The sequence below is a fragment of the Streptomyces sp. NPDC001270 genome (assembly GCF_042896695.1).
In the GTDB taxonomy this organism is placed as follows: Bacteria; Actinomycetota; Actinomycetes; order Streptomycetales; family Streptomycetaceae; genus Streptomyces.
The window spans coordinates 122,591-142,382 of record NZ_JBIAXM010000018.1 but is presented as its reverse complement, the minus strand read 5'-3'; the positions used below and the strand labels follow the sequence as shown (position 1 = coordinate 142,382).

The 19,792-nt window shown below is 68.4% G+C and carries 22 protein-coding genes and 1 pseudogene; 16 read left to right on the top strand and 7 right to left on the bottom strand.

Annotated features, from left to right (window positions below; translation table 11 throughout):
• Window positions 1–215: 215 nt before the first annotated feature.
• Complete coding sequence (locus ACFY2B_RS28355) at window positions 216–803, top strand: hypothetical protein (RefSeq protein ID WP_390765894.1); 588 nt, start codon at window positions 216–218, stop codon at window positions 801–803.
• 193 nt (window positions 804–996) lie between these two features.
• Here ACFY2B_RS28355 and ACFY2B_RS28350 read toward each other — a convergent pair whose 3' ends face one another.
• A complete protein-coding gene (locus tag ACFY2B_RS28350) occupies window positions 997–1,617 on the bottom strand; it encodes a CGNR zinc finger domain-containing protein (protein WP_390765893.1) in 621 nt (206 codons plus the stop codon).
• Window positions 1,618–1,753: 136 nt separating this feature from the next.
• Here ACFY2B_RS28350 and ACFY2B_RS28345 point away from each other — a divergent pair, with 136 nt between their 5' ends.
• The 3 genes and pseudogenes from ACFY2B_RS28345 to ACFY2B_RS28335 all read left to right on the top strand — a co-directional run.
• Window positions 1,754–2,302 carry a carboxymuconolactone decarboxylase family protein gene (locus tag ACFY2B_RS28345; RefSeq protein ID WP_390765892.1) on the top strand — a complete coding sequence of 183 codons (549 nt, stop codon included), beginning with the start codon at window positions 1,754–1,756 and terminating at the stop codon, window positions 2,300–2,302.
• A 107-nt stretch (window positions 2,303–2,409) separates the two neighbouring features.
• Window positions 2,410–2,949, top strand: coding sequence for a pyridoxamine 5'-phosphate oxidase family protein (locus ACFY2B_RS28340; protein ID WP_390765891.1), 540 nt, complete (start codon window positions 2,410–2,412; stop codon window positions 2,947–2,949).
• A 213-nt stretch (window positions 2,950–3,162) separates the two neighbouring features.
• Window positions 3,163–3,597: pseudogene (locus ACFY2B_RS28335) on the top strand (LysR substrate-binding domain-containing protein); the annotation flags it as partial.
• 281 nt (window positions 3,598–3,878) lie between these two features.
• Here the strand turns inward: ACFY2B_RS28335 and ACFY2B_RS28330 are convergent.
• The gene (locus ACFY2B_RS28330) at window positions 3,879–4,760 is read right to left on the bottom strand and encodes an alpha/beta fold hydrolase (protein WP_390765890.1); all 882 of its coding nucleotides are present in this window, start codon (window positions 4,758–4,760) and stop codon (window positions 3,879–3,881) included.
• A 214-nt stretch (window positions 4,761–4,974) separates the two neighbouring features.
• Window positions 4,975–5,553 (bottom strand): TetR/AcrR family transcriptional regulator, encoded by a 579-nt coding sequence (locus tag ACFY2B_RS28325; protein WP_390765940.1) that lies wholly within the window; start codon window positions 5,551–5,553, stop codon window positions 4,975–4,977.
• A gap of 97 nt (window positions 5,554–5,650) precedes the next feature.
• On the opposite strand from ACFY2B_RS28325, the gene ACFY2B_RS28320 reads away from it, so the two are divergent.
• Window positions 5,651–6,121, top strand: a complete 471-nt coding sequence (locus tag ACFY2B_RS28320; RefSeq protein ID WP_390765889.1) for a DUF1348 family protein — start codon at window positions 5,651–5,653, stop codon at window positions 6,119–6,121.
• Window positions 6,122–6,364: 243 nt separating this feature from the next.
• Here ACFY2B_RS28320 and ACFY2B_RS28315 read toward each other — a convergent pair whose 3' ends face one another.
• Window positions 6,365–7,273: an alpha/beta fold hydrolase gene (locus ACFY2B_RS28315; RefSeq protein WP_390765888.1), complete on the bottom strand. Its 909-nt coding sequence runs from the start codon at window positions 7,271–7,273 to the stop codon at window positions 6,365–6,367.
• 164 nt (window positions 7,274–7,437) lie between these two features.
• On the opposite strand from ACFY2B_RS28315, the gene ACFY2B_RS28310 reads away from it, so the two are divergent.
• A complete protein-coding gene (locus ACFY2B_RS28310; protein ID WP_390765887.1) occupies window positions 7,438–7,950 on the top strand; it encodes a CGNR zinc finger domain-containing protein in 513 nt (170 codons plus the stop codon).
• A gap of 397 nt (window positions 7,951–8,347) precedes the next feature.
• Window positions 8,348–9,034, top strand: a complete 687-nt coding sequence (locus ACFY2B_RS28305) for a DJ-1/PfpI family protein (protein WP_390765886.1) — start codon at window positions 8,348–8,350, stop codon at window positions 9,032–9,034.
• A 312-nt stretch (window positions 9,035–9,346) separates the two neighbouring features.
• Here ACFY2B_RS28305 and ACFY2B_RS28300 read toward each other — a convergent pair whose 3' ends face one another.
• A complete protein-coding gene (locus ACFY2B_RS28300) occupies window positions 9,347–9,568 on the bottom strand; it encodes a hypothetical protein (protein ID WP_390765885.1) in 222 nt (73 codons plus the stop codon).
• A gap of 142 nt (window positions 9,569–9,710) precedes the next feature.
• Window positions 9,711–10,535 carry an arsenite methyltransferase gene (arsM, locus tag ACFY2B_RS28295; protein WP_390765884.1) on the bottom strand — a complete coding sequence of 275 codons (825 nt, stop codon included), beginning with the start codon at window positions 10,533–10,535 and terminating at the stop codon, window positions 9,711–9,713.
• A 30-nt stretch (window positions 10,536–10,565) separates the two neighbouring features.
• Between arsM and ACFY2B_RS28290 the strand changes: the two genes are divergently transcribed.
• From ACFY2B_RS28290 to ACFY2B_RS28280, 3 genes are read left to right on the top strand one after another with little or no spacing between them, the layout of a single operon-like run.
• A complete protein-coding gene (locus ACFY2B_RS28290; protein WP_390765883.1) occupies window positions 10,566–10,931 on the top strand; it encodes an ArsR/SmtB family transcription factor in 366 nt (121 codons plus the stop codon).
• A gap of 2 nt (window positions 10,932–10,933) precedes the next feature.
• Entirely contained in the window at window positions 10,934–12,046 is a 1,113-nt protein-coding gene (gene arsB / locus ACFY2B_RS28285; RefSeq protein WP_390765939.1) for an ACR3 family arsenite efflux transporter, read from the top strand.
• A gap of 10 nt (window positions 12,047–12,056) precedes the next feature.
• Window positions 12,057–12,464, top strand: a complete 408-nt coding sequence (locus tag ACFY2B_RS28280; protein WP_390765938.1) for an arsenate reductase ArsC — start codon at window positions 12,057–12,059, stop codon at window positions 12,462–12,464.
• Window positions 12,465–12,734: 270 nt separating this feature from the next.
• On the opposite strand, the gene ACFY2B_RS28275 is transcribed toward ACFY2B_RS28280, so the two are convergent.
• Window positions 12,735–14,411, bottom strand: a complete 1,677-nt coding sequence (locus tag ACFY2B_RS28275; RefSeq protein ID WP_390765882.1) for an FAD-binding oxidoreductase — start codon at window positions 14,409–14,411, stop codon at window positions 12,735–12,737.
• Between the two features lie 266 nt (window positions 14,412–14,677).
• Between ACFY2B_RS28275 and ACFY2B_RS28270 the strand changes: the two genes are divergently transcribed.
• The 6 genes from ACFY2B_RS28270 to ACFY2B_RS28245 all read left to right on the top strand — a co-directional run bounded on the left by ACFY2B_RS28270 (window position 14,678) and on the right by ACFY2B_RS28245 (window position 19,763).
• On the top strand, window positions 14,678–15,124 hold the full coding sequence (locus tag ACFY2B_RS28270) for a flavin reductase family protein (RefSeq protein ID WP_390765881.1): 447 nt from the start codon (window positions 14,678–14,680) through the stop codon (window positions 15,122–15,124).
• Window positions 15,121–15,477, top strand: coding sequence for a chorismate mutase (gene aroH / locus ACFY2B_RS28265; RefSeq protein ID WP_390765880.1), 357 nt, complete (start codon window positions 15,121–15,123; stop codon window positions 15,475–15,477). The genes ACFY2B_RS28270 and aroH overlap by 4 nt, the downstream gene beginning before the upstream one ends.
• Window positions 15,478–15,527: 50 nt before the next feature.
• Window positions 15,528–16,979, top strand: coding sequence for an FAD-binding oxidoreductase (locus tag ACFY2B_RS28260; RefSeq protein WP_390765879.1), 1,452 nt, complete (start codon window positions 15,528–15,530; stop codon window positions 16,977–16,979).
• A gap of 12 nt (window positions 16,980–16,991) precedes the next feature.
• Window positions 16,992–18,164, top strand: coding sequence for an acyl-CoA dehydrogenase family protein (locus tag ACFY2B_RS28255; protein ID WP_390765878.1), 1,173 nt, complete (start codon window positions 16,992–16,994; stop codon window positions 18,162–18,164).
• 50 nt (window positions 18,165–18,214) lie between these two features.
• On the top strand, window positions 18,215–19,186 hold the full coding sequence (locus tag ACFY2B_RS28250) for a methionyl-tRNA formyltransferase (protein WP_390765877.1): 972 nt from the start codon (window positions 18,215–18,217) through the stop codon (window positions 19,184–19,186).
• 73 nt (window positions 19,187–19,259) lie between these two features.
• The gene (locus ACFY2B_RS28245) at window positions 19,260–19,763 is read left to right on the top strand and encodes a quercetin 2,3-dioxygenase (protein ID WP_390765876.1); all 504 of its coding nucleotides are present in this window, start codon (window positions 19,260–19,262) and stop codon (window positions 19,761–19,763) included.
• Window positions 19,764–19,792 lie beyond the last annotated feature (29 nt).

Sequence of the window (19,792 nt, the reverse complement as noted above, 5' to 3'; positions counted from 1 at the left end):
TCCCAACCCCATCAATGTCCCACCCGGCGTCCCGCGCTGTCCCGGCACTTCACCAGACGGCTCGGCCTTCCCGCAGGTCGTCGCATGACACGTCCCGGGTTTTTCCCGCTGCCCCGGTCTCTGTGGCGGGGTCCAGGACGGGCCCCGCACTGTCGATGACGCAAGGACGCGACATCGCTCGACCGAAGAACGCAAACGGGGAGGTTCCAAGAATCATGAACACGCGCAAGAACACCGCCCGGAAGAGGGTCGTCCTCGCTGCTGCCGCCGTCGCGCTCGGCACGGGACTGGCCGTCGCCCCCTCGGCAACCGCCGCGACGAGCGGCATGAACCCCCATGCCGTCCCGCTCAGCGCGGCCCAGGCGTCCGCTGCGAACGCGCGCATCGCCGTGCAGGTCAAGGCGGGCAATCCGGCGGTCAAATCCCTGGCGGAGAAGCGCGGCTGGAAGTACAAGACCTACCAGGCCACGGCCTGCTACGGCTACAAACACCCCTTCTGGGGGAAGGTACGCCACACCGCCGGCTGCGACGTCGCCCACTTCTCCCTCTCCGGTGAGGTCGCCTACAACGGCAAGCAGGCATGGGGCCAGTGGATCAGCTACGGCACCGGCCACGCCTACGGCGTATCCGTCAAGAAGACCTGGCTCGGGTACTGGAACAACGGCGCGAAGAAGCATCCCTACTACATGGACCTCGGCGCCAACGGTCACGTGAGCGTCAAGTTCTGGGAGAGCCACGACTTCTATCTGCGCATCGACGTCCACCGCAACGGCACCGCGGGGCTGCGCGGCGGCAAGGCATAGGCCGACCGACCTCACGGTCCGGCAAACGGCGGAGCGGGAGAGGCAGATCACCCTGCCTCTCCCGCTCCGCCGCGCGAACGTAGGTTTGCAGCATTCCTACCGTCGGCGGCCGGCTCCGCTCGGTATCCGCCCACTGGCTGGTCGTCCGAGCCGGTGGCCGACGGCGGTACCGCGACGACGAAGAACAGAAAAGTCAGACGGTGGTCCGGCGGTGGCGCTGGTAGTGGCGGGCGGAACGGGCGCGGTTGCCGCAGCCCGCAGAGCACCACTCCCTGCGTGGATGATTCTTGAGGAAGTACAAGACGCATCCCGGCGCCAGGCAGGCGCGCAGTTCGTGCCGGGTGTCCTGGCTGAACATCGTGATGGATTCCTCGGCGATGGCGGAGACGGCAGCCGATGTCGTCTGCCCGCCGGTGCAGGCGTGACGTGAGGGTTCCTGGCCGGGTGTCCAGGACAGAGCCGACCAGCTTGATGTGTCGCCGGCCGCCCGGTTGAGCACGGCCACGGCTTCATCGAGTTCGCGGGTGTCGGACGCGGCTGATGGGCGGGGGTCCCCGGTGGCCTCCGCGGCGAGCCGGCGCAGTGCGTCACGCAGGCCGGTCAGGCGGCTTCCGAGACGGTCGAGGTCGGACCCGGAGAGGGCTTCGAGATCGCGTCGGACCAGCAGGTCCATCCGGGGAGAGACGGCGAGCAGCCACGCCCGGATGCCGTCAGGATCGCGCAGCGCGTCGTGCACGCCGCTCCGGTCGGCCCAGATGGTGTTCATCAGCTCCACCGGGAGCGGCTCGCCCAACAGGATGGCGTTCGTGTCCATGCCGTCGAGGCTACCGCACTTCTGACGGTTAGAGGTCTCCCCTTCCGTTGACTTGTGCAGCAGTACGCGCCATGGCGATTCTAACGGTTACTTTCACCGTTAGACATTAGAAATCGAGCTAAGGAGTGCTGCCCTGATGACCGGTTTCGCCCTCGTAGAGCCCGCCACCGCGACCGGCAAGGCCGCCGAACTGCTGGCCGACGTACAGAAGACGCTGGGCCTCACGCCGAACATGACCAAGGCGATGGCCAACAGCCCCGCGCTGCTCAAGGGCTATCTGGCCTTCTCCGGCGCGCTCGCCGGCGGCGTGCTGCCTGCCGGTGTCCGTGAGCGTCTCGCGGTCGCCACCGCCGAGTACAACGGCTGCGAGTACTGTCTGTCGGCCCACACCTACATCGGCGCGAACCTCGCCAAGGTCGACGCCGACGAGCTGGAGGCGGCCCGGGACGCCAAGGCTTCGGACCCTCACACCCAGGCGCTGCTGACCCTTTCCGACGCCGTGGCCCGCCGTCACGGCCAGGTCGACGAAGCCGACCTGCAGGCCGCGCGCGACGCGGGTGCCACCGACGCCGAGATCGGCGAGGTCGTCGGCCACCTGGCCCTGAACGTCCTCACCAACTACTTCAACATCCTCGCCAAGGTCGACAACGACTGGCCCGTGGTCACCCCCCGCACCACGGTCTGACCCGCGCCCACCCCGCCGGCCCGGCCCAAGCGGACCAGGGCCAGGCCGGCGGCCCCACCGCCACCGCCCGACGGTGACACGACCGGCGACGTGCGGAAGGAAAAACGATGACCGACCCGGCACGTCCCACTCCCGCGGGCTTCCACGGGGGCGAACTGACCGTGCAGCGCCGAGCGGGCGTAGCCAGGGAAGCGGCCCGGCTTTCGGGCATGCTGGCGCCCGCCCAGCTGCGCGGTGGCGTGGCACGGTTCCTGGCCGAGCAGACCTTCGCCGCGCTCACCGCTCGCGACCTGCACGGCACCCTGTGGGTCTCTCCCCTCACCGGCCCGCCCGGGTTCCTCCAGGTCACCTCTCCGGCCGGTCTCGACATACGGGCGGTGCCCGTCGAAAACGATCCGCTGCATCACCTGTCGGCGCCCCAGCAGGTCGGGTTGATCGTGATCGATTTCGCCATCCGAAGACGCCTGCGGATCAACGGCACCCTGTCGGCCACCGGAAGCGACGGGCTCGATGTCGACGTGAAGCAGGCGTACGGCAACTGCCCCAATACATCCGAAGCCGGCATCTGCGCGCCACGGCCACGGCCACCCCCTGCGCGGGGCCGGTCCGGCTCGGCGACGCCCTCGACACGAGCGACATCGGCCTGATCCGCCGGTCCGACACCTTCCTGATCGGCACCGCCCACCCCAGCCGCGGCAACGACGCATCCCACCGCGGCGGACCCCCTGGATTCGTACGTGTGGCGGACGGACGACTGTGGTGGCCCGACTACTGGGGGACCGCCCCGACAACCCGCCCCTGACCGACCGACCCAACGCACGCTGAAGGCCCCCGCCGACCATGAGCGGCGGCCCGCACCCTCCACAGCCCTGTTCACCGAGACCCTCGCCCTGGTCACCGGCACCAACCACGCCACCACCGACCGGCCCGGCCCGCTGCCCGCGCTAGAGCTCGCCACTCGACAACTGGCCCTGCTCAGCGGTGATTTCGCCACTCGCGGCCACATCGACGCCTATCTCCGGCAACACCGCGTCAGCCCACGCATTGCCGTCGAGGCCAACTCCATCCAGGCCCTCACCGAAGTCGTCCAACGCACCCCACTCGCCACCGTCCTCCCCGACGCCATCACCGACGGCCACCCCCGCCTCACCCCCATCCCGCTCGACCCCGCCTTCCCCACCCGCACCGTCATCCTCCTCCACCGCATCGACGCCCACCGAAGCGCCGCCACCCGCGCCTTCACACACCTCGCCCACGGCCTCGTCCGCACCCGCGGATACACCCCGGCCTCCTGAACACACCCTCGCCCGCCCAACGCCCAGCAGGCACGGGCCGAAGTGCTCCCCAGCGCTGGCCACACCGACCCACCGTCTCCGGGACGACCGGAAGAAGCAGGAAGCAGCCGGAAGCAGCCGGTCCAGCAGATCACCGACCCGTTCGGCGTGCGCCGCTCGACGGCGTACGGGCACCCCCGACCGCGGGAAGACCATGCCCGGAGCCGAAGAAGCCCACGTCAGCCGCGTCTTGTGCAGTAGGTCGGGCCGACCATCACCATCGGCTCGGACGGTACGGATGTCTAGCGCGGGGCGATGCGGTGCAGCAGCGAACGCAGGACGGTCTCCGTGTGCGTCCACAGCAGTGCGCTGCCCGCGTTCGGTACGACGAAGCGCCGCGCCGTGGGCATGCGCTGGGTAAGGAACGTTCCGAGGTCCGGGGAATGCAAAGGATTCACGTCCTGCTCCCCGTACCAGAGATCGACCGGGACCCGGATCGCTGACGGGTCGAACGGCCAGCGGCTCAGGGCGAGCACCGTCTCCCGCGCGTACCCGGCGCCGCCCTGCGCGAAGCCGTCCGCGAGTGCCCGCCGGTAGCTCCGATCGAACGCCGGGTCGGCGTACACGCGCCGGTCGGCGCCGTGGCTCGGGCCGACGACAGCTTCCCGGAGAGCGTCGGCGTCGGCCGCGCCCGCGAGGAGGAGTTCCAGACCCGAGGCGTTGGCCGCCGTTTGTTTCACCAGCATGGCGATCTCCGGCTCAAGCACGGGCGCCAGTGCAGGACAGGCCAGCTCGTCCGTGGCCGAGACCAACGAGACGCCGGTGACCACCCGCTCGGCCGCACATGCCAGCGCGAAAGGCGCACCCACCGAGAAGCCGACGGCCGCCATCCCCGCCAATGCCCGTGCCTGGGCGAACTCCTCCACGACGAGCGCCCAGTCGTGCAGGGTCCACCCGTCGGCCGCGCTGGACGCACCCAGCCCTGGGCGGTCGACAGTGATCAGCCGGACGCCGAGTCCGCTGATCGCATCGACCGGAAGTCCGAGCCATCGACTCGTCGCCGATCCGGAGCACAGCAGGACAGGCGTGCCTGAAGGCGACCCCCACTCCGCCCACCCGAGTCGGCGGCCACCCGCAAGACGCGTCTGCCCCAGCCGCTCCGGCGGAGTCACGTTGATGACCATGTGGGGATCTGTCCTTCCTCTCCTGCCTGGTCATGGCGTAGCACGGACGGCCCGCCGGGCGGGGTGGGCCGGGCGAGGGGTTCGGCTCGGCGCGTGCGCTGGTGTGCCGGCGGCGGGAACGTGCGCCGCACCGGGAGCGGGAGCGCAGGACTGGCCGCGCCGGCCGTCCCGCCCCGTCAGCCTCCCGCACCGCGACGGCGCCCACGGCTTGCGGCTACGGCAGGGAGGCAGGGCGAGTGCCGAGCGCCAGCAGAAGCTGCGCCGCCTGCTTGGCCTGGCGGGCCGACGCGGGTGTGCCGGAGATCGCGGCGGTGGTCATGGCTCCCTCGGCCAGCAGGGCGATCTGGGTACCGGTGTCCGCTGCCGCTCCCGCAGCCGCCGCGAGTTCCCGCAAGTAGGCGTGGAAGAGGTCCTTGTGATGGCGGGCCGCGGCAGCGACCTGGGGTGATGTGCCGCCCAACTCGCCGAAGGAATTGACGAAGGCGCACCCGTGGAAGTCTGGCTCGGAGAACCAACTCTCCAACCAGTCGAAGACGGCGAGCAGCCGCTCCTGTGGAGCTTCCGCGGCCGTGTCGACATGAGTCGTGAGGCTTTGGAGCCAGCGGGTGTCCCGGCGGGCCAGGTAGGCCGCAACGAGGTCGCCCTTGGAAGGGAACGTCTGATAGAGACGCCGCAGCGTGACGCCCGAGGCGTCACGGATCACGTCCAGGGGGACCGCCTGGATGCCTCGGGCGTAGAAGAGGTCTTCCGCGGCGTCCAGGATGCGCTCACGAATCAGATCGGTGTCCAAGATTTCTACCCCTTGCATGAGAACCATCGTTCTCCTAGTGTAGGAGACATCGCGAGAACGTTCGTTCTCACCGTCGCACAGCTTCCCTGAGGAGGGTGTCATGTCCGAGCAGCGTCCCCCGTTCCCGCCGTTCACCCGGGAAACGGCGATCACCAAGGTCCGTCAGGCCGAAGACGGCTGGAACAGCCGCGACCCCGAAAAGGTCGTCCTGGCCTACACCCCCGACTCACGCTGGCGCAACCGCGTGGATTTCGTCACCGGCCGCGACGAGATCGTGAAGTTCCTGACCCGCAAGTGGAACCGGGAACTGGACTACCGCCTCATCAAGGAACTGTGGGCGTTCGACGGGAACCGTATCGCGGTGCGGTTCGCCTACGAGTACCACGACGACTCCGGCCAGTGGTTCCGCACCTACGCCAACGAGAACTGGGAGTTCGAGGACAACGGCCTCATGCGCGCACGCCACGCGAGCATCAACGAAATGCCCATCGCCGAGGAAGACCGCAAGTTCCACTGGCCGCTGGGCCGCCGCCCCGACGACCACCCGGGCCTCTCCGACCTCGGACTGTGAAACCCCCAACCATCGGCCGGCCAGGAGCACGGTCACGTCCGGGCAACCAGGGCCGCGTGCCCGTCGGCCTCTCCCCCGGGGCCGTCTGACACAACCCGAGCGGACAACCGCACTGGAGCGGCCGGCGCCCCGCCCCGACCGCGAGCGACCGCCGATCACCGCCGCCCTGCCCCGGGGCGTGATCATCCCAGGGCGGGGCGGCGGTGCATACAGGAAGCCCAGCTCAGGGGCGCCCATGCCGCCTCAGACTTCTCGGCCGACGACCGTCCGACGTCCCGAACGTCCGGCGGTGACACGGGCGAGGAAGTCGCGGATGTACTCGGTGATGGTCTCAAGGTGGCTTTCCAGGGCGAAGTGCCCCGACTCGAGCAGGTGGATCTCGGCAGCCGGCAGGTCCTGGCCGAACGCCGTCGCTCCGTCGGGGCCGAAGATCTCGTCGCCCGCCCCCCAGACCGCCAGCAGCGGCACCTGGGAGTCACGGAAGTACTGGTGGACCTGCGGATAGAGGTCCACGTTGGTGACGTAGTCGCGGAACAGGCTGAGCTGGATCTCGGCGTTGCCGGGGCGATCCAGCAGCGCCTGGTCGTGAACCCAGTTGTCCGGGCTGACCAGGCTGGGGTCGGCGACGCCGTTCACGTACTGCCAGCGCGTGATCTCGGGCGTCAGGGCGGCGCGCAGCGGGGCTTCGGTGTCCGGTCCCGGTGACTTGGCGTACGCGAAGACACCGTCCCAGAAAGGTTTGACGAAGCCCTCTTCATAGGCGTTGCCGTTCTGGCTGATGATCGCGGTGATGCGGTCCGGTGCCTGAAGGGCCAGCCGCCAGCCGATGGGGGCGCCGTAGTCCTGCACGTACACGGCGAACCGGCCGATGCCCAGCTTCTTCAGCAGGCCGGAGGTGACCTCAGTGAGGGCGTCGAAGGTGTACGGAAAGTCCTCCGGAGCGGGCATCGCCGACTGGCCGAATCCAATGTGGTCGGGAGCGATCACATGGTAACTGTCGGCAAGCGCCGGGATCAGGTGGCGGAACATGTGTGAGCTGGTCGGGAAGCCGTGGAGAAGAACCACAGCGGGCGCTTTCGGATCGCCGGCCTCCCGGTAGAAGACCTCAAGACCGTTGACAGTGGCGGTGCGGTGATGGACTGCGTGGACCATGCCCCTAACCTCCTTCTCACTCTTTGGTGGTTATACATCCAGTCGAGCACACGCAATCTATCCAGTCAAGACGGATTTACTGGTTAGACATGAGCTACACGTGCCCAGGGAGAGGCGGCTGATGTAACCTGCCAGGCGAGGCGAATCGGTTAGGAGGTGCGAGGGTGAGCGGCCAGGAACGACAGGACACGCTGCTTGAACTCCTCAACAGCACGCCCGTGATCAACGGCGTCGTCCAGGATCAGCTGGCAGATCCAAAAGCGGCCAGGTCCTGGCAACAGACCCACGGCGGCACCGGAACCCCTGCCGAACTCCGCCATCTCATGCAAGCACGCACCGCCCTCCAGGACGTGATACGCGGAAGCCGACCCGCCACATCACTGGCCCCCCTCCTGAAAGATGTCACCTCCCGCCCATACCTCTCACCCACGGGGGTGTCGTGGGAACTGGATGCCCCCGCGGAGCGCCGGATGGCGATAGAGGCGGTCATGGCCTGGAGCGCGGTGCAGCAGACGACGCCCGGCCGACTACGGCCGTGCGCCAATGAGGAATGCCGCCTGTTCCTCATCGACCGCAGCAAGACGAATAAGGCCCGCTGGTGCTCGATGGCAGTCTGCGGCAATCGCATGAAAGCAAGGCGCCACTACCAGCGCACCCGCGACACCACAGGCGAGTAACTCGTACGACGGACGCCCGGGGGTCGGTGCACGCCGGTCCATGTGGCCTCGCGTCCACGGCGGAACACGCGACGAGCCACAAGGAACCGGCAGGACCTTCGACGCCCCCGGCTACCGACCGGGCGAGAACGTCGGCCGCGGCGATGTGAATCGGCCCGATGACTGAACTGTGGAGCCGCGGTCGTTCGCGCGCTTCCACTGGCGCCCACAGCCCCTCCCCTTGCTTGAGAACCATCGTTCTCCTGGAGTGGGAGTCAGCTTGAGAACGGTCGTTCTCACTGTCGTAGAGCTTAGTCACAGGCGGCTCCGACCATGGATGCCGCCACCGAAGAAATGGCCACCACGAACCTGGTTCCCGGGGGTTCGGGTACCGCTAAGTTCAAGAAAGGTACATGTCATGGAGTTGATGCCAAAGTTCGTGCCGAGCGGCGTGAAAACACTTGCCCTGGTGGGAGATTGGGTCGAGGACTATGAGGCCATGATCCCCATCCAGGCGCTGGAGACCATGAGGATCGAAGTGGATGTGGTCAGTCCGGGACGGCGTGCGGGCGACCTCGTGCTGTCCTGTGTCCACGACTTCGACCGGTCCGGCATCGATGGCGCTCAAGGCGCCGTGTTCCAGAACACCCTGGGAATTTTCGACGGCCAAGTCCGCCAGTTCCAGGCGGTGAGCGAACGGGTCGGACACGCGGTCCTGGTCACGAAGGATTTCGACGATGTCGATCCGGCTTCCTACGCCGGCCTGATCTGCCCTGGGGGCCGGTCACCGGAAACCCTTCAAATGGACGCGCACATCCTTGAGTGGGTCCGACACTTCTTCGATCACGACAAGCCGGTCGCGTCGATCTGCCATGGGATTCAGATCCTCGCCACGGCCGGTGTATTGTCCGGCCGCACATGCACCGGCCACCCCTGCTGCCGGCCTCAGGCGGAGTCCGCGGGGGCGACCTGGGAACCGACCAATCTGGTTGACACCGTCATGGACGGCAATCTCATCACGGCCGCCGAGTGGACGGGAACTCCAGGCACGCTCCGCGAGTTCGCGCTCGCCACGGGGCAGAAGGACATCGCGTCAGCTCGGTGAGCCCACCGCAGCGCTGGCGCCGCACGACGAGGCCGGACCGGTTTCGGTTTCCATGATCTGTTGAGCTGCTCGGGGAGGTCAGGGCAGCTCAACAGAACATGGCAAGCCCATTGCCTGGGTCGTGGGGTCGTATATGTGAAACGTTCCGTTACCGCCAGCGGCAGCGCCGTCGAATGGGACAGCCATGCCGCAGGCTCCCGGTCCGCCACTACGAGACGACTGGCCTCGTGGCGGCAATCAACGAACTACCACGAACAACGCGTGCGGACACGGCAGTTGGCCGCCCCGGTGAAGATGTGCCGAGTGGTGGGGCTATCCCTTGACCGGATCGGCGCCCGGCTGCTTGACGATTCGGTCACCGACCGCAATCGACTTCCAGAGCCGGCCGCCGATCCGGACCTTCGTGGACTGTCCGTCGGCGAGGCGGACTTCGATGAAGTGGTACAGGTTCGAGCCGTCGAGCATGCCCCGGGACTTGTCGGTCACGACACCTTCCCAGGATTCGTTCCGCCCTGCCTTGCGGGATTTGAACATGTTGTGGATTCTACGAGGATCGGCAGCCGACCCTGCAGTGCCTCGGCGCATGTCCTGGGGATGACAGTTGTCATGCCGGTGCACTCAATCCGCTTGGGTGCGCCTCCTCCGAACTGGGCGGCGGAACCCCCTGCCGGTGGAGTCAGGGCCTCGTGGTGTGCTCAGCCGGAACGCCGGCGCTCACCGCGGTCGACGGCTTCGCGGCACGCACGATCGCGGAGTGCATTCCATTGGCGACCGCGTGGGTCGGGGCGATCTCGACATCGGTGAACCCGGCGTCCGTCAGCCCCGCGCGGTATTCGGCGAAGGAGAGCGCGCCGGCGATGCAGCCGACGTAGTCGCCGCGCTCGGCCCGCTGTGCGGCGGTGAGGGTGTCGTCGGCGACGACGTCCGAGACGCCGATGCGGCCGCCGGGCGTGAGTACACGGAAGATCTCGGCGAACACCGCATGCTTGTCGACGGACAGATTGATCACGCAGTTGAAGATCACCACGTCGATCGTGTTCGCGGAGAGTGGGACGGCTTCGATGGTGCCCCTGAGGAACTCCACGTTCGTGGCGCCCGCCTTCGCCGCGTTGGCCAGGGCCAGGGCGAGCATCTCCTCGGTCATGTCCAGGCCGTATGCCTTGCCGGCCGGTCCGACGCGGCGCGCGGACAGGAGCACGTCGATGCCGCCGCCGGAGCCGAGGTCCAGGACGCGCTCCCCCTCGCGCAGGTCGGCGACCGCGGTGGGGTTGCCGCAGCCGAGGGAAGCGGCGACAGCAGCGGCCGGGAGGACGTCGCGCTCATCGGCAGCGTAGAGGGCGCTGCCGAAGACCTCGTCGACTTCGACCGGCGCCGGACCGCAGCACCCGCTCCCACCCTCGATGACCTGGAGGGCGGATGCCGCGTACCGCTGACGGACGGTCTCGCGCAGGTGGTTCTCGATCCAGCGCCCAGCCTTGCATTCTGCATCGATTGCCGTCAATATAGAAGTACGTCGAAACAAGGGTTGACGGTGCTCGGCCAGGATGACGGCGGGTGCTGCCCGACGCTTCTTGCCGCGCCCATGGACGAGGAACAGGCCGTCGAACTCGCCAGGGTGTTCAAGGCCCTGGGTGATCCGGTGCGGATCCGGTTGCTGTCGATGATCGCGTCGCGGTCCGGCGGGGAGATCTGCGTGTGCGACCTGCCCCCGGCCTTCGATCTGTCGCAGCCGACGATCTCCCACCATCTGAAGCTGCTGAAGCAGGCCGGGCTCATCGACTCCGAGCGGCGCGGCACTTGGGTGTACTACCGACTCGTCCCCGAGACCACCGACCGCCTCGCGGCCGTTCTGACCCGCCCCGCTGAGACAGCCGACGCCACCGGAGCCGCTTCGTGAACGTGGCGGCCGTCCCGGAGGCCGGGCCGGTCGCGGGCAGGCTGTCGTTCGTCGATCGCTACCTGGCAGTATGGATCCTTGCCGCGATGGCCGCCGGTCTCGGCCTGGGCCGTCTGGCCCCCGGGCCGGGAGACGCACTCGCGACATTCACGGTCGCCGGCGTCTCGCTGCCGATCGCGCTCGGCCTGCTCGTGATGATGTATCCGGTGCTGGCCAAGGTCCGTTACGACCGCCTCGGCACCATCACCAAGGACCGGCGTCTGCTGCTGCCTTCGCTCCTGCTGAACTGGGTCGTCGGCCCAGCCCTGATGTTCGCCCTCGCCTCGATCTTCCCGCCGGAACTGCCCGCCTACCGCACAGGTCTGATCGTCGTGGGCCTGGCCCGCTGCATGGCGATGGTCATCATCTGGAACGACCTGGCCTGCGGCGACCGCGAGGCCGCCGCCGTGCTGGTCGCCCTCAACAGTGTCTTCCAGGTCCTCGCGTTCGGCTTCCTCGGTTGGTTCTATCTCTCCGTCCTGCCCGGGTGGCTCGGCCTTGACCAGACCGTGCTGGACGTCTCCGTAGGGGAGATCAGCCGCTCGGTGCTGATCTTCCTCGGTATCCCGCTCGCCGCCGGGTTCCTCACGCGCCGCCTCGGCGAGAAGGCCAGGGGCCGCACCTGGTACGAGACGAAACTCGTCCCGCGCATCAGTCCGTTCGCCCTCTACGGACTGTTGTTCACCATCGTGCTGCTCTTCGCGCTCCAAGGCGACGCCATCACTTCCCGGCCGCTCGACGTCATCCGCATCGCACTGCCCCTGCTGGTGTACTTCGCCCTCATGTGGACGGGGTCCATGGCGCTGGGCCGGGCCGTCGGGCTGGGACACCCCCGCGCGACGACGCTGGCGTTCACCGCGGCGGGCAACAACTTCGAACTCGCCATCGCCGTCGCCATCGCCACCTTCGGCGCCGCTTCCGGCCAGGCCCTCGCCGGGGTCGTGGGCCCGCTCATCGAGGTACCGGTCCTGATCGGCCTCGTCCACGTCGCCCTCGCCACCGGCAGGTTCTTCCCCGCCGACTCCGTCCGGGCAGCCGGACGGTCCGCGGGCCAGAAGGGATCCGTCCGTGTCTGACTCCCCTGCCATGAAGCCATCGGTGCTGTTCGTCTGTGTCCACAACGCAGGCCGCTCGCAGATGGCCGCCGCCCGGCTCACCCACCTCGCCGGCGGCCTGGTCGAGGTCCGCTCGGCGGGCTCCGCGCCCGCCGGCTCCGTCAACCCGGCGGTCGTGGAGGCGATGCAGGAGGTCGGCATCGACATCTCCGCCGAGACCCCGAAGGTCCTGACCACGGATGCGGTGCGGTCCTCGGACGTGGTGATCACCATGGGCTGCGGGGACGCCTGCCCGGTCTTCTCCGGGAAGCGGTACCTCGACTGGCAGTTGGACGACCCGGCCGGGCTGGGTGTCGAGGCCGTCCGGCCAATCCGGGACGCCGTGGAGCGACAGGTGCGCGGTCTGCTCAGCGAGTTGGGCATCCCGTCCTCTGCCTGACCGTCGAGTCAGGCCCGTCGTCGCGCGGCGACAGGGGTGCGTGACGTGGTGTCAGGGCCTGGCGGGCGGGGCGGATCCGCGGCCTGGTAGGCCGCCCAGCGGGACCCGGTGGCCTGGCGAGGCACTGCGTGCCGCACGCCGAATCGGTGGCACCGTCGACGGTCAGTGCGCCGCGGCCGGCCCGCGCTGGAACACCGGGCCGGCCCGGAACCGGGCAGTGGAGCGGGGGCCGGGCACGGTCGGCCCCCTGGTGGTGCTAGCGGCCGGAAGTCATCGCCTGGGGACGATCGACATCGAGTGGTGGAACACGTTGGCCGGGTCGTAGGCCGCCTTGATCCGCTGGAGGCGGGCGTAGTTGTCCTTGTAGAACAGCTCGGTCCAGGGGATGCCCGAGGTGTTGAACTCGGGCTTGGTGAGGTCGACGTCCGGATAGTTGATGTAGCAGCCGTCGGTCACGCCATTGGTCGCGGGGACGCCCTTCGTCTCGGCGTAGAAGTCCGCGTACCAGTCGCGGAGGAACTTCAGGTAGTGCGCGTCGTCCTGCTCGTCGGACCAGATGCACTGGAACATCGCCTTGAAGCCCGAGTCCCGTTGCGGAATGGCCCTGGCGTCGGCGGCCAGTTCGTTGATCTTCCCGCCGAAGGAGAACAGCACCAGCGCGGTCTCGTCGTTCGTGAGGTCGTCACGGGAGAGGAACTTGAAGGCGCTGCGCAGTTGGTGCTCGGTGAAGTTCTCGCGGAAGTAGCCGTTCTTGAAGCCGATGCGTGCCGTGGGGTTCGCCCCGGTGGGGTCGGAGGCTCCGAGCATGCGCACCGCCCGCAGCCAGGGCAGCTCCGTCGGCTCGAAAATGCCGGGCATCGCGGCGAGTTCGCCGGACGGCTTCGTCATGGGTACCGGGGTGATCCCGGTGTCCTTCTGGAGCGCCGCGAGATACGTGTCGAGCTTCTCCCGGGCGTCGGGGACGGTCGCGTCCGTCTGGCTGTAGAGGGACAGACCCCCGTGGTGCTTGAAGTTTACGTTGAACAAAGAACAGATGTCCCGGTAGGGGGAGTCCGGGTGTTTGTTGGCCTCGTGCCAGGCCCCGTAGTTCAAAAGGAGCCTTACGAAACCGTCTTCCGTGATCTGGTCCCACGGGAAGTGCAGCGCGCTGACCAACACCGTGCCGGGCGGGGAAACGAGCTGGTCCGACGGATTGCTGCCCTTCGCACCCGGGGTGCGGAACCAGTATTTGGTCACAAGGCCGAAGTTTCCTCCGCCGCCGCCGGTGTGCGCCCACCACAGGTCCCGATGCGGATCGTCCGCTTCCCGGGTAGCGACAATGGTACGTACACCCTTGCGCGCGTCGACCGTGGTGATCTCCACGGCGTAGAGATGGTCGACGACCAGTCCGAGGGACCGGGAGAGCATTCCGTAGCCGCCGCCCGCGACATGTCCGCCGACGCCCACGGAATGGCAAACTCCACCCGGCAGCGTTACCCCCCAGCCCTTGTAAAGGGCCTGGTAGACGTTGGATAACTGGGCCCCGGGCTCGACAGAGAATGCCCGCATGCGCACGTCGTAGTCGACGTGGTTCATTTCGGAGAAGTCGAGGACGATCTGGACTTCGGGGTTGTAGGTGAAGTTCTCCAGGCAATGCCCACCGGAGCGAACGGATATTCGCTTGCCGGAGCGCACCGCGTGGGACAGGGCGTCTCTGGCGTCGGCCGCGGAGCGGATCATCTTGATGGCTTCCGGGCTGCCGAGAAAGCGCTGGTTGGAGCCCTTGATCAGGGCCGGGTAACGGGGGTCGCCGGGCGTGATCACGGGGCCCGCGGCAGGGAACGAGGGGGTTGCCCGGGCTTCGCCCGAGGCAGCCACGACGCCCGCGGTCGCGGCGGTCGTGACGCCCGCGGCAACCGCTGCGGAACGGATGAGGAGTTCTCGACGATCTACGTGGTTGCTGTTCACTCAAGTGATGCTAACAGCCTCGGAGTTGGAGACTAGGGGGAGAAAATAGGGGGTGGTGCCCATGCTTCGGGTCTGATAGGTTCGGCATTAGTGGACTGATTGTTTCAAAAAAATGACGGCACATTTCTTGATCACTCGGGAGACCGGGACTTGCCGTCACGCTGGTCGAACTCCAAGCATTTGGGTCCTCGGTACAGGAAGGAACGTTAAGGATGCCTGGGATTGCGCCTAGTCGCGCCCCCGCCGAACCCGACTTACGTTCTGTCATGCGGCTGTTCCCCACGGGAGTGGCCGTGCTCTCCACAGGTCGCGACGAAGCGGCCGTAGCGACGACCATCAACTCGCTCACCTCCGTCACCCTGGACCCTCCGACGGTTCTGGTGTCGTTGCAGGTGAATTCGCGAGCGCACACAGTGGCGTTCGCCACACGGGAGTTCTGTCTGAGCTTCCTCTCCGGCCGGCAGGCCGACCTCGCGGCTGTCTTCGCCGCCAAGAACAAGCCCACCGGCAGGGATCTGGCCCCGCACTTCACGGCGAACCGCCACGGGCATCTCATTCTCGACGGGGCGATCGCCAGCCTGCACTGTGCCGTGACCACCGTGCACCGCGAAGCAGACCACTGTTTGTTCCTCGGTCGTGTCACCGCCACTTATCCCGGCGAAACCACGCAAGGCACGTTGCTGTTTCATCAAGGCCGCATGGCCACGGCGTGAATCACATCCTCTCGCGTGCAATTCGCGGTGCCATCGGTGTCGCCAAGAATTCACCTGCCGATATCGCGCACGCCACCGTCACCCTCGTCGAAGCGGTGCTGCGGCAAAACACCCTGGAGCCGTCCGACGTCGAGGCTCTGATCTTCACGATGACCCCGGATCTGACGGCGAATATCCCACCCCTCGCCCTGGGCGAAAAAGGCGTGCTCGACGTGCCGTGCCTGTGCGTGGCGGAGCCGCGCTGGGACGGGGAGATGCCGCGGGTGATCAGGCTGATGGCCTTCGTCCACCGGGAACGGAACACACCCGTCGAGCACGTCTACCTGAACGGCGCGGCACCCACGAGGCCCTGACCCGGCCCCGGCTCGCGCCCGCATCCACTGTCCGAGGAGGAAGTCCTCACATGCCCGAAAACGCGCTGGCGACGGCGCTGCGGGAGTCCGCACGCCTCTTAGGCGAGGACAGCGCACGCATCCTGCGCCCGGACCAGCCGGGGGTGAACGTGTCCATGTTCGAGCCCCGGCGGGTTGCGGCCGTCATCCGCCCCGCCCGGGCCGACCAGGTCCCCGGCATCGTGCGCGCCTTCGCCCACCCCGACGCGCCGCCGCTGCATGCCGTCTCCACCGGCAGGAACTGGGGGCTCGGCTCCCGCGAAGCCGCCGACCACGGCACGGTCCGGGTCGAACTCGACGACCTCGACCGGATCCGGGACCTCGACACCGACCACGGATGGGCCGTCATCGAACCCGGTGTCACCCAACTCCACCTGTCGTCCCGGCTGGCGGGCAGCCCACGCATGCTCAACGTCACCGCCTCCTCCGGACACACCAGCGTCCTCGGCAACGCCCTCGACCGCGGCGTCGGCCTGCGCAGACAGCGCACCGCCGACCTGGCAGGTCTGGAAGTCGTACTGCCGGACGGTGAACTCCTCCACGTCGGCTGGTGGCCGCGCCGGGACACGGCCACCGCGCCCAATCCCCACGGCCTCGGGCCCTCGCTGCTCCACCTGTTCACCCAGTCGTCCCTGGGCATCGTCACCGCGGGTGTCGTACGGCTGCTGCCCCGCCCCGAGGTCCAGCGCGTCGTCCGCCTCACCTTCGGCCACGACCACCTCGGCCCCGCCGTCGACGAACTGCGCCGCTGGCACGCGCAGGGGCTCGTCCACGGCGTACTGAAGATCTACGACACCACCTCCGCCACCTCCTACGGGACCGACAGCGGCCGAGGCGGCTACCTGGCGCACCTCTCCCTCGGCGGCACCGCCACCGTCGTCGACGCGCTGACCGAGGGGGTTTTCGAACTGGCCGAGGCGTCAGGACTGTTCACGAGTGTCGCGCGCTCCGACAAGGAGCCGCCGGCCGAGGACGACGTCGTCTCCCGCGTCGTCCAGCACGGCTACGCGGGCAGCGTGGCCCACCACGAGGAGATGCTCCGCTCGGCGGTCGGACAGCACGCGGCGCGGGTCGACCAGGACGGCGGCGGCTGGCTCTTCTTCCTCCCGCTGGTCCCCTACAGCGGGGAGCACGTCACCGCCGCCCTGGGCCTGCTCGACCGCGTCCACGCCGAGACCGGCATCCGGCCCGGAGCCACCGTGAACGCGCTCGACCCCGACGTCATCGACCTCGTCGTCTCGCTCAGGTTCGCGCGGACACACGAGGAGACCGTCCGCGCCCACACCGCGCTCGATCTGCTCCACGAACTCTTCATCTCGGCCGGCTACCTGCCCTACCGCCTCGACATCGACCACGCGCGGTGGACCGAGCGCCTGCTCGACCCGGCCGCCCTCGCCCTCAGCCGCCGCCTGCGCGAAGTCGTCGACCCCCACCACGTCATCGCCCCCGGGCGCTACGCATAGACGGGACCAATCATGATCACCACAGCGGTACCCAACACCGCGGACGACATCATCCGACGGGCCGAGGAGATCCAGCCCCACCTCAGGGAGAGTTCCGCCCGGATCGAGGAGCACCGGCGGCTGCCCGGGGACATCGTCGAACTCCTGCGCAACACGGGCGTGTTCCGGGCCGCGATGCCCCGGGCCTGGGACGGTCCCGAGCTGACGTCCATCGAGCAGACCCGGCTGATCGAGACCATTTCCTACGGGGACGTCTCCGCCGGATGGTGCTCCATGATCGGCATGGACTCCGGGATCTACTCCGGGTTCATCGACCAGGACGCCGCCCGCAAGCTCTACCCCGTGCTGGACCTCGCCCAGTCGGGCTGGATCTACCCGCAGGGCACGGCCGAACGGGTCGACGGCGGCTACCTGGTCTCCGGGCGGTGGCGGTTCGGTTCCGGCGCCACCCACTGCGACATGCTCGCCGCCGGCTGCGTCGTCCACGAAGGAGGCGAACCGGTCACCGACGAGGCGACCGGGAAGGGCGAATGGCGGGTGATGCTCGCCACCCCCGACAAGTACCAGCACCTGGACACCTGGTACACCACCGGGCTCGCCGGCTCCGGCTCCATCGACTACGCGGTCGAGCAACTCTTCGTGCCGGCCGAACACTCCTTCTCCTTCACCGAGCCGGTACGCAGCGGCCCGCTGCACGACGCGCCCGACGCGATCCTGCGGAAGATGGCCGGCATCCCTCTCGGACTCGCCCGCGCCGCCCTCGACCACGTCCGCGAGCTGGCCGCGGACCGCGTCGACCGGGAGACGGGACTGCCCTGGCCGCGCGACCACCGGGTGCAGGAGACCATCGCCGAACTGGAGATGGAACTGCTGGCCGCCCGCTCCGCCGTGTACACGACCCTCGAACGCCAGTGGACCGCGCTGGAACAGGGTGCCGAACGCGGCGCCGACGAGCGCGTCGAGACGGCTCTCGCCCGCTACCACGCCTTCCGCACCTCCCGCCGCATCGTCCACCGCCTCTTCGACCTGGTGGGCGGCGCCTCGGTCTACCGGAAGAGGTCGCCGCTCGACCGCTGGCTGCGCGACGCCAACACCATGAACCAGCACGCGGTGGCCCAGAGCTCCATCCTCCAGCTCACCGGGAACGTGCTGCTCGGCGGCAGGTCCGCCTCTCCCTTCTTCTAGGTCCCCGGGGACCTTGCCATCCGCGGTACGTACGGAAGGAACCACCGCACATGACATCCCCGATACGGGTGGTGCTGTTCTCGGAGGTCAACTCCAAGCTCGGCGCCCCCTTCCTCGACATGCTCCACGGCCATCCGCTCGTGGACCTCGCCGCCGTCGTCACCAGCCCCGCCGGCCGCCTGTGCGACTACTTCGTCGCCGACGCCGAGCAGGTCGACCTGGAACAGCGGGGCAAGGCGCTCGGCGTTCCGGTACTGCGCCCCCAGAAGATCAACGACCCCGCCTTCGTCCGGCAGGTCCGGGATCTCGCACCCGACTACCTGATCGTGGGCAACTTCCAGCGCATCCTGAAGGAGGAACTGCTCGCCACGCCGAAGGTGACGTGCGTCAACTTCCACCCCAGCGCGCTGCCCCGCTACGCGGGCCTCGCGCCCTTCTACTGGATGGTCCGCAACGGCGAGCGGGACGGTGCCGTCACCGCGATCGAGATGGCCCCGGGCCTCGACACCGGCGCCATCATCACCCAGCACCGAACGCCCCTCACCGGCCGCGAGACCGCCCTCGAACTGCGCACGATCCAGGAGCGCGCCAACGTCCTGATGCTGCTGGACCTCATTCCGCAGCTGGTGTCGCGCCGCTTCCCCCGAATCCCGCAGGACCCCTCGGAGCGCACGTATTTCAGCCGTCCCGGCGAGAGCGACTTCCGACTGGACTTCGCGCACTCCACGCACAAGGTGGCCTGCCACATCCGCGCCGGCTACCGCAGTCCGGGCGCCTTCGCCGAGGCCCCCGGCGGCGAGCGCGTGACGATCCTCTCCTCGGACGACACCGTCCCTTCGGACACGCCCCTGGAGCCCGTCGGCACCGTACGGCACTTCGCGGACGGCGTCTTCGTCGCCTGCCGCGACGGCTGGCTGCGGCTGCTCACCGTCGAACGGGACGGCATCGAGGTGCCCGCGCAGGCGCATCCCGCGCTGCGTGACAGGACCCTCCTGTCCGCCACCGCACTCACCCCCGCGTGAAACCTCCGGGCCGCGCGCCCTCCCGGCGACGTGGGAAGCCGCAGCACACCCCCGACAGAAGGAGAACTGCCACGTGTCGCTGAGAGAACAACAGGCCACCGACAAGCCCCCGGTCGTACGGAAGGTGCTACACGTGCCCGCGGGCCAGGGACCCGCCGTGTGGCTCAACGGCGACGTGTACTCCGTGAAGGTCGGTCACGAGGAGTCCGCCGGCTCGCTGGCCGTCCTGGAGGCGTCGGTGCCGCCCGGCGGCGGACCGCCCCTGCATGACCACCAGCACGAGGACGAGGCGTTCTACCTCCTCGAAGGCGAGTTGGAGATCCATGCGGGCGGCGAGACCTATCAGGTACGGGCCGGGGACTTCGTCTTCGTGCCGCGCGGCACGGTGCACGGCTTCCGGAACACCGGTCTGCACACCGCGAAACAGCTGCTGCTGTTCACCCCGGGCGGGTTCGAGCGCTTCTTCCTGGAGGCCGGGGAGCGGGCGGTCAGCGGCGAGAACATCCCTCCCTTCGATCCCGCCGACAACCCCGCGGCCGCCCGGATCGCGGAGAAGTACGGCTCATTCCAGTTATGAACACCCCGAAATCACTTGAAAAGAGGCTG